The organism is Chitinibacter sp. S2-10, assembly GCF_046530675.1.
Lineage (GTDB): Bacteria > Pseudomonadota > Gammaproteobacteria > Burkholderiales > Chitinibacteraceae > Chitinibacter.
The window spans coordinates 221,211-235,322 of record NZ_CP172558.1; the positions used below are offsets into that span (position 1 = coordinate 221,211).

Genomic DNA, 14,112 nt, shown 5'->3' on the forward strand with positions numbered 1-14,112 from the left:
TCTGATAATGAATTAAAATTCTTCCCATTCGTCTTCAACATGTCCCAGCTTTGGCTGAAATGCTTCGGCCTGCTTGGTTTGCATTGGAACCGGACGAGCAATTGGTGCCGCAATTGTGCGTGGTTTGCTTGACTGCGTGGTTATGGTTTTACCACCCAAGACCCTGAAAATACCCACAGTTTGCGTCAATTTGACCGCCTGTTCTTCCAGACTTTCAGCCGCAGCAGCAGCCTCCTCAACCAGCGCCGCATTTTGCTGGGTATTGGCATCCATATGGGTGACTGCCTGACTAACCTGCAAAATACCGGCACTTTGCTCACTGGATGCAGCAGAAATTTCACGCATGATTTCGGTAACCCGGCGTACAGCCCCCACCACATCCTGCATGGTATTGCCCGCCTGATCGACAAGCTTGGAGCCCGTATCGACCTTGAGTACCGAGTCTCCAATCAAGGTTTTGATTTCTTTGGCAGCACCGGCCGAACGTTGCGCCAGATTACGCACTTCGGATGCAACCACTGCAAATCCACGCCCCTGCTCACCTGCCCGGGCAGCCTCGACTGCTGCATTGAGCGCCAGAATATTGGTCTGGAATGCGATGCCGTCAATCACCGAAATAATGTCGACGATTTTCTTCGCCGAGTCATTGATTTCCGACATCGTTGAAACGACCTGATTGACCACCTCACCACCTTTAACAGCGATATCAGAAGCACCAATCGCCAACTGATTAGCCTGGTTGGCATTATCAGCATTTTGTTTCACGGTACTGGTCAGCTCTTCCATGCTTGAAGCCGTTTCTTCCAGACTGGCTGCTTGCTGTTCAGTCCGGCTGGAGAGATTTGCATTGCCAGCCGCGATTTCCTGTGACGCCAGATTAATCGTACTCGCCGCCTCCTGAATATTGATGACAATGTCCGATAATTGCTCACAAGTCCGATTGCAATCATTTTTCAGTTGTTCCAGCAGCCCGCGATAATCGGCTGTGATTCGCTGAGTCAAATCACCTTGCGCCAAGGCACCCAGCACCCGCCCTACATCACGCATCGCTGCATCACTAGAACTCACCATCTGGTTCATACCTTCAGCCAGCTTAAGCATAAATCCTTCTTTGCCAGCAGGACTGATGCGATGACTAAAGTCGCCATTCACCGCAGCTTCAACCAGATTACTCACTTCGCTTTCAACTGCCACTTCTGCGGTACGGTCAATCCATTCCACGACCGATCCTAGGCGTTTCCCTTCGGAGTCAAAGACTGGATTGGCAATCAAGACAAAAGTTTGTCCTGCCACGGTAATTTGCGAGCGATATGTGCCGGTCAGATTCGCCAGCAAATTAGCCTGATGACTTGGATTACGGTGGAAGGTATCAATATTGGCACCGATTAATTTACTCACATCAAAATGTGGCAATGCCTTGCGCAATTCATTTTGCACTCTGGACAACATTGCGGTGACGGCTTTATTCATATAAACAATCGTGCGGTTTTCATCTGCCAGCATCACATTGGTCGACGTCGCCTCCAATGCCCCCAAAATACGGGCGTTTTCGGCAGCCAGCCGTTTTTCGCGGGATTCAAAAGCAATTGCTTCAGTCCGATCTAGCCATTCAACAACATACCCATCCGTTTCATTTTTTGCATTGATCACTGGATTTACAATCAATGAAAAAGTTCGTCCGCCAACCACAATGCTGGTTCTGTGTTCATTTTTCAAGCGATCAAGCATGCTGCGCTGATGATTCGGATTTTTATGAAAACTATCAATATTGACGCCAATAATATTACGCGCACTAAATTGAGGCAGGTCTTTTCGAATGTCTGCTTCGGCATTTTGCAACAAACGATCTACCGCACGATTGCAATAAATAATATTACGCCCGGCATCGGCAATCATCACACTGGTTGAAACAGAATCGAGTGCAGTTTTGATTCTTTCATTATTTTTGGCCAGAATTTCTGCCTCACGTAGTTTCAACTGTAATTCGCGCAATTGCACGAGCAATGAATCACCATTAACCCCTTGCAGATTAATGTCCTCTCCAAGCTCATTTTTCGTCAATTTATGAACGAAAGCCTGCACTTGTTCGGTACTGGCACCCAATCTTGCTTTCAGCTTATAGACATACAGCATAATGCTCAAAAGTGACGAAGCCATGAGCACTAAGGCTGCGGCGACTAAAAAAGTTAAGCTCATTGATATTCTCCCTCATGCAGCAACAGATTCAATCAGTGCCATATCTGCACTAGTCATTAATTTCTCGATATCGACCAGAATAATCATTCGATCATCGATTGTTCCCAACCCGGTGATATAAGTTGTGTCAAGCGCAGCACCAAATTCTGGCGCGCTCCGCAATTGATCCGGAGCCAGTGTCATGACATCAGAAACGCCGTCGACCACAATACCCAGAGTTCGCTGAGCAACATTCAGAATAATCACCACCGTAAATTGATCATAAGTCACATTGCCAATATTGAATTTTATTCTTAAATCAACAATAGGAACAATATTGCCACGAAGATTAATCACCCCTTTAATAAAAGCAGGTGAATTGGCAATACTCGTTACAGCATCATAACCCCGAATCTCCTGAACCTTCAGAATATCAATCCCATACTCTTCTTTACCCAAAGCAAAGACCAGTAACTCCCGGTTAACCACATCATCGCGAATTAATTGCTCCATTTATTCCTCCTTAAGCGACCATTCTGCCGACATCTGCAGAAGCTATTTGTTGAGCCATTTTAACCAGCATGGCGACATCCAGAATCAAGGCGACTCGGCCATCACCCATGATGGTTGCCCCCGAAACACCATTAACCCGCCGATAATTGGTTTCTAGATTTTTGACGACAACCTGATGCTGCCCCAATAAATCATCAACAAACAAAGCCACCTTCTGCCCTTCGGCCTCCAGAATAATGACCAAACCTTCTTCAAACGATTTACTTTTATTTGGCAAATTAAATATATCGTACAAGGCAATTAATGGCAGATACTCGCCACGTACATTAATAACATTGCCTCTGCTGGCCATGGTTTTTATTTCGCAGGCCTGGGGTTGCAACGATTCAACAATAAAAGTCAGCGGAATAATATAAAGTTCATCGGAAGCAGAAATTGACATGCCATCGAGAATAGCCAAAGTCAAAGGCAAGCGAATACTGATGGTCGAGCCAACTCCGGTCAGTGATTGAATTTCAACCCGCCCGCCCATCGACTGGATATTTTTTCTGACCACATCCATGCCGACACCACGTCCGGACACGTCGGTAATTTCGGCGGCGGTTGAAAATCCGGCCTCGAAAATCAGCATCCAGACTTCGCTATCGGACATGCTGTCGCTTACAGCCATGCCACGTTCTCTGGCCTTGTTCAAGATCCGCTCGCGACTCAAGCCGGCGCCATCGTCGCTGACCTCAATCACAATATTGCCGCCCTGATGAAAGGCCTTCAAAGTCAGAGTACCTTGCGCGGGTTTATGGCGACTTTCACGTGCCTCGGGCAACTCGATACCGTGATCCAGACTATTGCGAACCAAATGAGTCAATGGATCGCTCAGTTTTTCGATAAAACCTTTATCCAGCTCGGTATTCTCACCAATCATTCGCAGTTCAACACGCTTGCCCAATTTGGCGGCCAGATCCCGCACCATTCGGGGATAACGGTTAAATACAAATGAAATCGGCATCATGCGAATTGACATCACCGATTCCTGCAATTCGCGCGTATTTCGCTCCAGTTGAGCGACGCCACCCAGCAGTTTTTCATGCAAAACGGGATCAAGTTGCAGAGCATTCTGCGCCAGCATGGATTGGGTAATGACCAGTTCGCCAACCAGATTGAGTAACTGATCAACTTTTTCGACACTAACTCGAATTGAACTATCCACCGCTTTATCACTGGCGCGTTCATTATGCAGACGGGTAGTTGATGTAGGCGTTGAGGCACGTAACTGATCAGAGTTACTTGCTTCTGCAGACATACTTGTTACTGAGGGCTGCGCCGCTACTGGCAAGGGTTCAAAAAAACCATACCCTTCTGAGTCCATCGGCGCAGAGACTGGCAAGGGTTCGAAAAAGCCAAACCCTTCGTCTTCGATCGAGGCTGACGCATTACTTCCTGCCTCGATTAAGGGCGCAAGAAAAAGTCCAAAACCGGTATCACTTTCATCGCTGGCAGTCACCGAAATACGCTCTGGCGCAACCAGAAAAGTCATTGAATCGAACAGCTTTGCGCTTGGTGTTTGAGTTTTGATTCGATAGCGCCAAGGAGAGTACTCATCGCCCGGCTCGTAATCTTCTAACTCACCATAGCGTCGCAATTCTTGGCATAAGAGCTCATTATCAAATGACTCACCCGCTGCAATCACAATCGTCAGCGCCGCCGTTTGCGGCTCCACAGCAGCGGACTGTTGTGCCAGCAACTGATTGAGCTGTTGAGTCACGGCGACAATCGCTGCCTCATCGACATGACCCTGATCACGGTGCGCGGACAGCATGGCTTGCAACACGTCACCCGTTTGCAAAAATGCATCGACCATTTCAGGCTGCAGCTTGATTTCGTTTTTACGGATACGATCCAACAGGTTTTCCAGCACATGCGTCACTTCGGCCAGATCGCCAAAGCCGAATGTGCCAGCACCGCCTTTAATCGAATGTGCCGCTCGGAAAATCGCATTCAAATCTTCCGGATCCGGCTGAGCCACATCGATCTGGAGCAGCAATGACTCCATATTGGCCAAATGCTCTGCGGCTTCGTCAAAAAACACCGCGATAAACTGGCTCATGTCTATCGACATAAATCCCCCTGGTTAACAAGCAATCAGCCAATCACCTTGCGCACCACATCGAGCAGTTTTTGTGGGTCAAACGGTTTGACCAGCCAACCAGTCGCCCCGACCGCACGCCCCTGTTGTTTCATTTCATCACTCGATTCGGTCGTCAGCATCAAAATCGGCGTACTGGCATACTGCGGCAAGCCGCGCAGCGAACGTATCATTGTCAAACCATCCATCCCGGGCATATTCTGATCGGTCAGCACCAGATCAACTTGCGCCGATTTGGCTTGCGAGAGCCCGGCATTGCCATCGACGGCCTCAACCACTTCATAACCCGCGCTACGCAAGGTAAAACTCACCATCTGCCGTATGGATGCAGAATCATCAACAGCCAAGATTTTTTTTGCCATACTGCTCACCCCTTTACTCACAAAGACGCCACTGATCTAAAGCGAATACATTAGAGAATGCTTGAACCGTTTCTTTTTATAGGCATCACCTTTTAAAATTGCCATTGATACGCCAAAAAAACTGCCATTTATTTTCATGCAATGTCAATAAAGTGGTAGTTTGGCGAAATAAGCCCGAAGAAAGCGTATGAACAATACTGACCTGCCCATTTTGTATTCATTTCGCCGCTGCCCCTATGCGATTCGGGCAAGGTTGGCACTCTGGCTTGGCGGCGTCACGGTGCAATTGCGCGAAATTGCCTTGCGCGACAAACCCGCCGCCCTGCTCGCAATTTCACCCAAAGCCACGGTTCCGGTTTTGCTGCTGCCCAACGGACAGGTACTGGAAGAAAGTCTGGACATCATGCGCTGGGTGCTGTCTCAATCCAGTGCGCAATCCGGTCCGCTCGCTGGTATTGGGACTGATTTAGATCGCCAACTGGCGCTCATCTTGCTGCATGATCAGCATTTCAAACCGCTACTCGACCGTTACAAATATCCAGAGCGCCACCCCGAACTCAGCGCAGCAGAACATCAATACCATGCCATGTATTGGCTTAAAGCCAATATTGAACATAGGCTAGATCAATATACCCACCTGATGGACGATCAACTGAGGCTGGCCGATCTGGTAATCGCGCCTTTTATTCGCCAATACGCAGCCGTTGATCGCGACGCATTTTCCCGGCTTGCCAGCCCTGCCTTGCAAAACTGGCTCAAGCGCATGCTGGATGCGCCGTACTTCGCCGCGGTGATGGAAAAATATCCGCTCTGGCAGGAAGGCGCTGCGCCGGTTATTTTTGGCAATCCGAATCACTTGAAAATAGATCTGCCGTAACGCCGATATTTTGGCTGCTCCGAGCTCATGCTAGAATAGCGCCCAATTGATTAAACCAGATCGAACGGGTGCAGCATGGCAGGACACAGCAAGTGGGCAAATATTCAGCATCGGAAAGGCCGTCAGGACGCCAAGCGCGGCCAGATTTTTACCAAGCTGATCAAGGAAATCACTGTTGCAGCCAAAATGGGCGGCGGTGACATCACAATGAACCCGCGCCTGCGTCTGGCCATTGACAAGGCCAAAGCCCAGTCTATGCCCAAAGACAATATCGAAAGCGCGATCAAACGCGGCACCGGCTCGCTCGACGGCGTTGATTACATCGAAACGCGTTATGAAGGTTATGGTCTGGGCGGCGCGGCGGTGATGGTCGATTGCCTGACCGACAACCGCACCCGCACCGTCGCCGACGTTCGCCATGTGTTCTCAAAATACGGCGGCAATATGGGCACCGACGGCTGCGTGAGCTTCCAATTCAAGCATTGCGGCTACCTGATTTTCGCGCCGGGCACCGATGAAGACGCACTGATGGAAGCGGCGCTCGAAGCCGGCGCTGACGACGTTGCGACCAACGACGACGGTTCGATCGAAGTCATCACACCACCGTATGAATTCGTCAATATCAAGGAAACGCTCGAAGCGGCAGGTTTCAAAGCCGAAATGGGCGAATCAACGATGCGTCCGCAAGGCGAAACCGAACTGCTCGGCGACGATGCGATCAAAATGCAGAAACTGATCGACGCGATGGAAGCACTCGACGACGTACAGAGCGTTTACACCACGGCGGTGTTTGACGAAGAAGAATAACTATTGGCTTCAATATAAAAAAACCGGCTTCTAAAGCCGGTTTTTTTTATTACCTTCCGTTTCGATCCAAAGCGGAAATGATCTGTAGGTTGGCACTGAGGCACGAAGCCCAACATTCGCGGTAAATGTTGGGCTGCATTTCATTTAGCCCAACCTACACGCTAAATTTCAATCTCTAAAAAAATATTCTAAAAAATATTCTAAAAATACAATTTAGCCAAGATTTACGTGCTTCAACTTGATAAATGCAAGAGGTATGCTCTCCAGATTTGTATTGAATGACTTTGAACTGTGTATTTGAAATTTTGAAGGCAGTTAAAAATTCAGTGCATTCGCCGAGTAGCGATTTTGCCCAAGATAAAACTTCCTTCTCTATGTCGGCATTGGTTGGAATACCAGATAGAACTCGAATTTCATTTCGCGAAGGAAAGCAAGCAACTGGGGCAAATTCATCGAAGCCATTGTCTGCGATTATTTTTTTTGTGATTTCTGAAAATTTTTCAATATCCATTATTATCCCTAATTATTAAGTAGGCACCACTTATCGAGTCCTAACGCATTAACTGAGCTACTGCGCCTGATACCAGAGGACTGCTGACGCTCACTCGGGCATGAACAAACGCGGTATTACTTCCGCTCTTGGCCGACAACAGCCCAACTACTTAAACAAAAAATAATAAATCACATACAACCAACTGCAAAAGCCGTGAATAATCGCCCATAGAATGGAGTGATTGGCCGCCCACGAGAGCGCGACGGCGATCAGTGTGCCCAGACTAAATCCGCCCCAGTATTTCATCACTATTCTCCTGAACTCGTACAAGCTGCAGCATAGTCCATTACACCAAGCGACATAAAAAAAGCCACTGCAAGCAGTGGCTTCTGGTCAGCAGGCATGCCGTGTCAACGGGCTGATAACTCAAGCACCCAGCGCGCTCAAAGTCGCGTCGCGCACGGCTTCAACGGCTTGCGTGCCGTCGATTTTGATGTATTTTGGCGCATTGCTCGCACCCGATGCCGCCATTTTGCCGTAGAAACCAACCAGCACTTCGGTTTGCTCGTGGTAAACGCCCAGACGTTTCAGAACGACTTCTTCTTTGTCATCGTCACGCTGGATCAATTCTTCGCCGGTTTCGTCGTCTTTACCTGCCACTTTTGGCGGGTTGTATTTGACGTGGTAAGTGCGGCCCGAAGCCACATGCACGCGACGACCTGCCATGCGATCAACGATGTTCGCGTCCGGCACGTCGATTTCTACGACGTAATCAATGTCGACACCGGCAGCGATCATCGCCTCAGCCTGAGGAATCGTGCGCGGGAAACCGTCGAACAGGAAACCATTGGCAGCGTCAGGCTGGGCAATGCGCTCTTTCACCAGACCAATGATGATGTCATCACGAACCAGACCACCCGCGTCCATGATCGCTTTGGCTTCCAGACCCAGCGGTGTACCCGCTTTGACCGCTGCGCGCAGCATGTCGCCGGTTGAAATCTGCGGAATATTGAATTTTTCGCGGATGTAATTGGCTTGAGTGCCTTTACCTGCGCCTGGTGCGCCCAGAAGGATTAATCGCATTGCTCTGTTCCCCATCGTGATAAAAATGAAACTGTGATCTATTTCGATTCTGCTTATTTTAATGCGTAAGCCGTAGGAGCGGGCTTGCCCGCGAAACTGTTCGCTCCTACGAAATTCAAATCTGTTCCGGCAAACTAGCTTGCCTTGGCAAACACCGCGCGGACGCGTTCCAGATCTTCCGGCGTATCAACGCCTGCCGCTGGTGCCTGTGACGCGCGATAAACGCCAATTTTATAGCCGTGCCACAAAACGCGCAGCTGCTCGAGCTTTTCAATATCTTCTAATCGTGACGCCGACAGCTTGGCGTACGCACGCAAAAAACCTGCCCTATAGGCGTATATGCCGATATGCCTTTGTGCATCTAGCTCAGCGGGCAATACCCACTCTGCATCTTCATTATCATCGGCAAAAGAATCTCTATCCCACGGAATCGGCGCGCGGCTGAAATACATCGCTTGTTGCGCTGCATTGCAAACGACTTTGACCACATTCGGATTAAAAAAGTCTTCAGCACTGTCGATGTGATGGCTTGCCGTCGCCATCGCCAGGCTGGCGTCACTGGCCAGATGCGCGGCAACGGCATTGATCAGCTCGGGGTCGATCAGCGGCTCGTCGCCCTGCACATTAACGACAATCGCCTCATCCGGCAGCGCCATTCGCTCGACCATTTCGGCCAGCCTGTCGGTGCCGGACGGATGATCGGCACGAGTCAGCATAGAGGCGTAACCGGCGCTCACCACTGCGTCTTGCACGCTCATTTCATCAGTCGCCACCATAACCAGTTTGGCGTTGGATTTAAGCGCCTGCTCGACGACACGAACGACCATCGGCTTGCCGGCAATATCAGCCAACGGCTTGTTGGGCAGGCGCGTCGATTTCAGGCGGGCGGGAATGATGGCAACGAAACTCATCGGCGGCGCTCTCTCTGGCTAGTTGCTTCGTTTTTATACTTCTTCGTCAGCAGCAAGCTGGCGCGCTTCGGATTCCAGCATCACCGGAATGCCATCCTTGATGCCAAACGCCAGACGGTCGGCTTTGCAGATCAATTCCTGCGCAGCTTTATTGAACACCAAGGGGCCTTTGCACACCGGGCAGACTAAAATCTCGAGCAATTTGGCGTCCATGATTTACCTTTTTTATTTTAAATAATGATCGATTCGTTGCGCCAAATCGGGCGAAAGCACCGCTTTGATCGGCAAAACCCAGATTCTATCACTAGCCGCGCCCAGATTGAGCGCAGCGAGCTTCACCGCGTCTTTTTCGGTCACGATGATCTCACCCAGCGGCGGCAAATCAGCCAGCTCAAATGCATGATGATCGGGAAACACATGTTCGCTAAAACAAAAACCCAGCCCGGACAGCGTATTAAAAAACCGTCGCGGATTCCCAATCCCGACCACCGCGTGCAGCGGCTCGGTAAAATCGGCTGCGCTGCGCGTCTGGCCTGGGTCATTTAGCCGATAACAATGCTCCGCCTGCAAAGTCATCTGATAACTAGACCCATACCCGTCAATGTATTGCCCTATAGATGAAGCCAGCTCTGTTCTTTCAGGCAATACACCATTGATCACAACGGCGTTTACCGATTTCAGCCGTCTGATGCTTTCACGCAAAGGCCCAGCGGGCAGACGCAAACCATTACCCAGACCGCGTGCACCATCGATCACGCAAACTTCAAAATCACGTTGCAGCGCGTAATGCTGCAAACCATCGTCGCACAGAAAAATATCCACAGCCGGATACGCCGCCAGCAATGCCCTGCCCGCCTCGGCACGTCGCCGCGCGACAAATACCGGCACATCCGTCAGCGAGCGGCGCATCAACAATGGCTCGTCGCCGACCTCTGCAGGCAGACTATCGAGCTGCACTTCCAAAGCCTGCTCGCCATCATCGCTGCGCCCGTAACCGCGCGAAATAATCCCGACGCGCCAGCCCAGCGCACTCAAGCTGCGCGAGAGCGCAATCGTCAACGGCGTCTTTCCTGTACCACCCGCAGTGATATTGCCAACAACAACGACCGGCACCGGCAAACGTATCGATGGCTTGATTTTCAACTTGAACAACAAGAGATTCACGCTCGCCAAGAGCGAAAAAACCAAGGACAGCGGCCACAGCAAAACCGCGTAGGCCGAAACGCGGGGGCGATACCAGATGCGGTGGATGAGGGATTCGAGGTTCATAATTAAAACTAAGGGGATATACCACTACGGCTCAAAAAAATGAGTCATGTGATAAATCCTAACAATCGCACCTACACATATAAAAAAACGACTTTATTGACTTAGATCAAACAAATAATCTGTCCACACAACAAAAAAACATCTAGCTTTCAATAGCTTAACTAACTTTCATGAAAGTCAGCCGAGGATTATCGACAACTGCACTCGCAAAAAAGTTACCAAGCACTTTTCTTCAATCGTCAAAGAGAGAACAGCCATGGTCAATAAATTTCCAAAACTTGCATTACTGCTGATTGCTGCAGGACTGGTGATGCCTGCATTTGCAACGAATGACAACAGCGAAGCCATGAAAGCTTCAAAAGAAAAGCAAAACGCGTATATTGCCTCTCAAGCATCCAAACCTGCCAAATCAAGTAAATCTAAAAAAGCCAAACAGCCCGTTCAGGTAAATCCTGAAGATGCGGCCAAAAAAGCTGACCCCACCAAGTAATCGGCCCAGCTCAATACAGCTGATCTTGAGTTAAAAAAGCCAGGTCAATAACCTGGCTTTTTTATTGCATCCCTAATTTGTAGTGAGCCTGTTGCTACATCACAGGATCTTCAGGCTCAACTCAATCACTTCCCTGCCGTCTGCGTCGCAAAAGTCAATTTGCCATAACCCGCCGTTCTGGCCGCTTCCATCACATTAACCACCGCCTGATGGCTGGCTTGTGCGTCAGCGTTGATGACGATCATCGGCTCGGGGTCACCCGCTGCGGCACGGCGCAGCAGCACGGCGAATTCATCGGGGCTGCCAAAGACCGCGGTTTCGCTATTGATCGCGTATTGACCATTGGCCGAAACAGCAATCTGGATGGTTTTGGTCTGCTCGACCTGTTTTTCGGCCTCAGCCGTCGGCAGATTGATTTTCAGCTCGGCAAATTTGGAATACGTCGTCGTCGCCATCAGAAAAATCAGAATCACCAGCAAGACGTCGATCAGCGGGATAAAGTTGATTTCCGGTTCGACGCGTCCGCGTCCTTTACGAAATTTCATTGTTATTACCTTAAAACCTGAAAAAATCTCACGCAGAGGCGCAAATCCGTTGCAAGAAAACGCTGCGCCTCTGTGTCTCTGCGTTGGGTTTTAATGATGGCGATCGCCGTGAACCACTTCGACGAGTTTGATCGCCTGCTGCTCCATTTCAACGACAAAATCATCGACCTTGCTGGCAAAGTGGCGGTAGAACATCAGCGCAGGCACTGCGACAATAATGCCAAATGCAGTGTTATAGAGCGCAATTGAAATACCGTGCGCCAAGGCGGCCGGATTACCTCCGCCGGTGGGAGATTGCGAACCAAAAATTTCGATCATACCGATCACCGTACCAAACAAACCCAGCAGCGGTGTCACCGCAGCCAGCGTTCCGAGGGTTGACAGATAACGATTCAGATCGTGCGCGACTGCGCTGCCGGTTTCTTCAATCGACTCTTTCATGATTTCGCGCGAGCTTTTGACATTTTTCAGTCCGGCAGCAAAAACACGCCCCAGCGGGCTTGATGCAGCGAGTTTATTCAGATTTTCAGCACTCACGCCATGTGCGCGATAATCCTGCACCACTTTTGCCAGCAAGCCGTACGGCAGAACCTGTGATTTACGCAAGGTAAGCATGCGCTCGATAATAATGGTTACAACAGAAACTGAAGCGGCGATAATCAGCCAAATCGGCCAACCGGCAGCCTGAATGATGGCGAGCATAGAGTCTAAACCTTGTTCAATGTGAGTCTGGAAATGCTTGGAAAGCCGCGTAACTTTAGCCGCTATTTGATTGCGGGGGAAGAGGCGTTACATGCACAAGCTCTGCTAAGCAACAGATCTGATTGGGAAAATTTAATTTACCCCCATTTTCTGTGGATAACTTTGTGAGCAACTAGCAGAAAACCCGGTTAAAGCGGCATAAACACTGGATATAATCAGTTTGACCCCGCTTATAGTAAAAATATATTTATCATTAAATTCAATAACTTAAATAACATTCATTAACTACAACATTCAAATCACCCGCAACAGGGCTTTATCACTGGATTTTGTGGATTAATCAAGGCGTTTTTGGCGTGAATATCAATTTGTCAAGCCCTGCAAAAGCTGTAGTATCTGTCACACAACTGAATCGGGACGTGCGAATCCTGCTGGAAACCGGCTTTCCCAGCCTGTGGGTCGCTGGCGAGATTTCCAATTTCAAGCGTTATGATTCGGGTCATTGCTATTTCAGCCTGAAAGACGCCAATGCACAGGTTCGTTGCGTGATGTTTCGTGGCCGCGCCGCGTTGCTCGATTTTCAGCCGCGCGAAGGACTACAGGTTGAAGTGCGCGCGGTGGTTTCGCTGTACGAAGCACGCGGCGACTTCCAGCTCACCGTCGAAGCAATGCGCCCGGCCGGGCAAGGCGCTTTATTCGAGCGCTTTGAAGCCTTGAAAAAGCAGCTGTCTGAGGAAGGGCTGTTTGCCGCCGAGCGCAAACGCGCCCTGCCACATTTTCCACGCCGGATCGGCATTGTCACCTCCCCCGCCGCAGCCGCTTTGCGCGATGTATTGACGACGCTCTCGCGCCGCATGCCCAGTATTGAGATCGTTCTCTACCCCACAGCAGTGCAAGGCGCAGATGCGCCAGCACAAATTGTTCGCGCGATTGGGCAAGCCAGCGCTCGCCGCGAGATCGATACGCTGATCATCTGCCGTGGCGGCGGTAGCCTGGAAGATTTATGGTCGTTTAACGAAGAAATGGTCGCCCGCGCGATCGCCGCCTGCCCGATTCCGACCGTCAGCGGCGTCGGGCATGAAACTGATTTCACCATTGCCGATTTTGTCGCCGATGTTCGTGCGCCAACGCCGACCGCGGCGGCCGAACTGGTGAGCCCGAATCGCGCCGAACTCCGCGCGCGATTGACGCAATTGCAGCAACGCCAATATCGAATCATGCAGCACCAGCTGCAGCAGCAAATGCTCAGGCTTGATCAGCTCGGTCGCAGACTAATTCATCCGGGGCAAAAACTGGCGCAGCAACGGCAGGCATTGCAGCAAAAAAGCCGGCAATTACAGCAATTGCTCGGCTTTGGCTTGCAACAGCGTGAACAATGGTTAGCACGACTGGTATTGCGATTGAACCACCTTAAACCCCAGCCAGCACAAGCAGCGCTGGATTTGCAGCAACGCCAGATCCGCCTGCAGCGCGCAATCAGCCGAATCATCGAACAGCAACAACAGCAGCTGCATCGCGCGCAATTGCGACTAATGCCGTGGGATCCACAGCAGGTATTAGCGCGTGGTTATGCTCTGGTCAGCCGCCCCGACGGCGAACTGGTGCGCTTTGCCCATCAGCTTCGTGCGGGCGAAACTTTGAATATCCGTTTTGCCGACGAGCAAGTCAGCGTTGAGGTCAAACAGGGGCTGACCCGGCAACATGAGCTCGGTCTGTAAGTAGCAAAACCCGCACGGACTGAT

Annotated in this window: 16 protein-coding genes; 4 read left to right on the forward strand and 12 right to left on the reverse strand. The window is 50.3% G+C overall.

Annotated elements, in window-relative coordinates; genetic code table 11:
• Nucleotides 1-12 precede the first annotated feature (12 nt).
• Genes ACG2XO_RS01045 through ACG2XO_RS01060 form a run of 4 tightly spaced genes read right to left on the reverse strand, consistent with a single transcriptional unit; the run spans nucleotide 13 to nucleotide 5,193 of the window.
• Nucleotides 13-2,196 (reverse strand): methyl-accepting chemotaxis protein, encoded by a 2,184-nt coding sequence (locus ACG2XO_RS01045; RefSeq protein WP_410498994.1) that lies wholly within the window; start codon nucleotides 2,194-2,196, stop codon nucleotides 13-15.
• 12 nt (nucleotides 2,197-2,208) lie between these two features.
• Nucleotides 2,209-2,688, reverse strand: coding sequence for a chemotaxis protein CheW (locus ACG2XO_RS01050; RefSeq protein ID WP_410498995.1), 480 nt, complete (start codon nucleotides 2,686-2,688; stop codon nucleotides 2,209-2,211).
• A 10-nt stretch (nucleotides 2,689-2,698) separates the two neighbouring features.
• On the reverse strand, nucleotides 2,699-4,804 hold the full coding sequence (locus tag ACG2XO_RS01055; protein WP_410498996.1) for a chemotaxis protein CheW: 2,106 nt from the start codon (nucleotides 4,802-4,804) through the stop codon (nucleotides 2,699-2,701).
• Nucleotides 4,805-4,827: 23 nt separating this feature from the next.
• Nucleotides 4,828-5,193 (reverse strand): response regulator, encoded by a 366-nt coding sequence (locus tag ACG2XO_RS01060; RefSeq protein WP_410498997.1) that lies wholly within the window; start codon nucleotides 5,191-5,193, stop codon nucleotides 4,828-4,830.
• A 187-nt stretch (nucleotides 5,194-5,380) separates the two neighbouring features.
• On the opposite strand from ACG2XO_RS01060, the gene ACG2XO_RS01065 reads away from it, so the two are divergent.
• On the forward strand, nucleotides 5,381-6,070 hold the full coding sequence (locus ACG2XO_RS01065) for a glutathione S-transferase N-terminal domain-containing protein (protein ID WP_410498998.1): 690 nt from the start codon (nucleotides 5,381-5,383) through the stop codon (nucleotides 6,068-6,070).
• Between the two features lie 75 nt (nucleotides 6,071-6,145).
• Nucleotides 6,146-6,877, forward strand: coding sequence for a YebC/PmpR family DNA-binding transcriptional regulator (locus tag ACG2XO_RS01070; RefSeq protein ID WP_410498999.1), 732 nt, complete (start codon nucleotides 6,146-6,148; stop codon nucleotides 6,875-6,877).
• Nucleotides 6,878-7,052: 175 nt separating this feature from the next.
• Here the strand turns inward: ACG2XO_RS01070 and ACG2XO_RS01075 are convergent, their stop codons facing one another.
• The 6 genes from ACG2XO_RS01075 to lpxK all read right to left on the reverse strand — a co-directional run bounded on the left by ACG2XO_RS01075 (nucleotide 7,053) and on the right by lpxK (nucleotide 10,633).
• Complete coding sequence (locus ACG2XO_RS01075) at nucleotides 7,053-7,388, reverse strand: hypothetical protein (RefSeq protein WP_410499000.1); 336 nt, start codon at nucleotides 7,386-7,388, stop codon at nucleotides 7,053-7,055.
• A 147-nt stretch (nucleotides 7,389-7,535) separates the two neighbouring features.
• Nucleotides 7,536-7,676, reverse strand: coding sequence for a hypothetical protein (locus tag ACG2XO_RS01080; RefSeq protein ID WP_410499001.1), 141 nt, complete (start codon nucleotides 7,674-7,676; stop codon nucleotides 7,536-7,538).
• Between the two features lie 120 nt (nucleotides 7,677-7,796).
• Nucleotides 7,797-8,453, reverse strand: coding sequence for an adenylate kinase (adk, locus tag ACG2XO_RS01085; RefSeq protein ID WP_410499002.1), 657 nt, complete (start codon nucleotides 8,451-8,453; stop codon nucleotides 7,797-7,799).
• 134 nt (nucleotides 8,454-8,587) lie between these two features.
• Entirely contained in the window at nucleotides 8,588-9,364 is a 777-nt protein-coding gene (gene kdsB, locus ACG2XO_RS01090) for a 3-deoxy-manno-octulosonate cytidylyltransferase (RefSeq protein WP_410499003.1), read from the reverse strand.
• 33 nt (nucleotides 9,365-9,397) lie between these two features.
• A complete protein-coding gene (locus ACG2XO_RS01095) occupies nucleotides 9,398-9,577 on the reverse strand; it encodes a Trm112 family protein (protein ID WP_410499004.1) in 180 nt (59 codons plus the stop codon).
• 12 nt (nucleotides 9,578-9,589) lie between these two features.
• A complete protein-coding gene (gene lpxK / locus ACG2XO_RS01100) occupies nucleotides 9,590-10,633 on the reverse strand; it encodes a tetraacyldisaccharide 4'-kinase (RefSeq protein WP_410499005.1) in 1,044 nt (347 codons plus the stop codon).
• A 256-nt stretch (nucleotides 10,634-10,889) separates the two neighbouring features.
• On the opposite strand from lpxK, the gene ACG2XO_RS01105 reads away from it, so the two are divergent.
• Nucleotides 10,890-11,123, forward strand: coding sequence for a hypothetical protein (locus tag ACG2XO_RS01105; RefSeq protein WP_410499006.1), 234 nt, complete (start codon nucleotides 10,890-10,892; stop codon nucleotides 11,121-11,123).
• A gap of 125 nt (nucleotides 11,124-11,248) precedes the next feature.
• Here the strand turns inward: ACG2XO_RS01105 and ACG2XO_RS01110 are convergent, their stop codons facing one another.
• Together ACG2XO_RS01110 and ACG2XO_RS01115 are read right to left on the reverse strand one after the other, a co-directional pair.
• On the reverse strand, nucleotides 11,249-11,668 hold the full coding sequence (locus tag ACG2XO_RS01110; protein WP_410499007.1) for an ExbD/TolR family protein: 420 nt from the start codon (nucleotides 11,666-11,668) through the stop codon (nucleotides 11,249-11,251).
• Between the two features lie 90 nt (nucleotides 11,669-11,758).
• On the reverse strand, nucleotides 11,759-12,370 hold the full coding sequence (locus ACG2XO_RS01115) for a MotA/TolQ/ExbB proton channel family protein (RefSeq protein WP_410499008.1): 612 nt from the start codon (nucleotides 12,368-12,370) through the stop codon (nucleotides 11,759-11,761).
• Nucleotides 12,371-12,726: 356 nt separating this feature from the next.
• Between ACG2XO_RS01115 and xseA the strand changes: the two genes are divergently transcribed.
• The gene (gene xseA, locus ACG2XO_RS01120) at nucleotides 12,727-14,088 is read left to right on the forward strand and encodes an exodeoxyribonuclease VII large subunit (protein WP_410499009.1); all 1,362 of its coding nucleotides are present in this window, start codon (nucleotides 12,727-12,729) and stop codon (nucleotides 14,086-14,088) included.
• The last annotated feature ends 24 nt before the right edge of the window (nucleotides 14,089-14,112 follow it).

Bases quoted from the DNA above. Each gene is read 5' to 3' on its own strand.
- ACG2XO_RS01045 (WP_410498994.1), bottom strand. From the start codon at position 2,196: ATGAGCTTAACTTTTTTAGTCGCCGCAGCCTTAGTGCTCATGGCTTCG.
- ACG2XO_RS01050 (WP_410498995.1), bottom strand. From the start codon at position 2,688: ATGGAGCAATTAATTCGCGATGATGTGGTTAACCGGGAGTTACTGGTC.
- ACG2XO_RS01055 (WP_410498996.1), bottom strand. From the start codon at position 4,804: ATGTCGATAGACATGAGCCAGTTTATCGCGGTGTTTTTTGACGAAGCC.
- ACG2XO_RS01060 (WP_410498997.1), bottom strand. From the start codon at position 5,193: ATGGCAAAAAAAATCTTGGCTGTTGATGATTCTGCATCCATACGGCAG.
- ACG2XO_RS01065 (WP_410498998.1), top strand. From the start codon at position 5,381: ATGAACAATACTGACCTGCCCATTTTGTATTCATTTCGCCGCTGCCCC.
- ACG2XO_RS01070 (WP_410498999.1), top strand. From the start codon at position 6,146: ATGGCAGGACACAGCAAGTGGGCAAATATTCAGCATCGGAAAGGCCGT.
- ACG2XO_RS01075 (WP_410499000.1), bottom strand. From the start codon at position 7,388: ATGGATATTGAAAAATTTTCAGAAATCACAAAAAAAATAATCGCAGAC.
- ACG2XO_RS01080 (WP_410499001.1), bottom strand. From the start codon at position 7,676: ATGAAATACTGGGGCGGATTTAGTCTGGGCACACTGATCGCCGTCGCG.
- adk (WP_410499002.1), bottom strand. From the start codon at position 8,453: ATGCGATTAATCCTTCTGGGCGCACCAGGCGCAGGTAAAGGCACTCAA.
- kdsB (WP_410499003.1), bottom strand. From the start codon at position 9,364: ATGAGTTTCGTTGCCATCATTCCCGCCCGCCTGAAATCGACGCGCCTG.
- ACG2XO_RS01095 (WP_410499004.1), bottom strand. From the start codon at position 9,577: ATGGACGCCAAATTGCTCGAGATTTTAGTCTGCCCGGTGTGCAAAGGC.
- lpxK (WP_410499005.1), bottom strand. From the start codon at position 10,633: ATGAACCTCGAATCCCTCATCCACCGCATCTGGTATCGCCCCCGCGTT.
- ACG2XO_RS01105 (WP_410499006.1), top strand. From the start codon at position 10,890: ATGGTCAATAAATTTCCAAAACTTGCATTACTGCTGATTGCTGCAGGA.
- ACG2XO_RS01110 (WP_410499007.1), bottom strand. From the start codon at position 11,668: ATGAAATTTCGTAAAGGACGCGGACGCGTCGAACCGGAAATCAACTTT.
- ACG2XO_RS01115 (WP_410499008.1), bottom strand. From the start codon at position 12,370: ATGCTCGCCATCATTCAGGCTGCCGGTTGGCCGATTTGGCTGATTATC.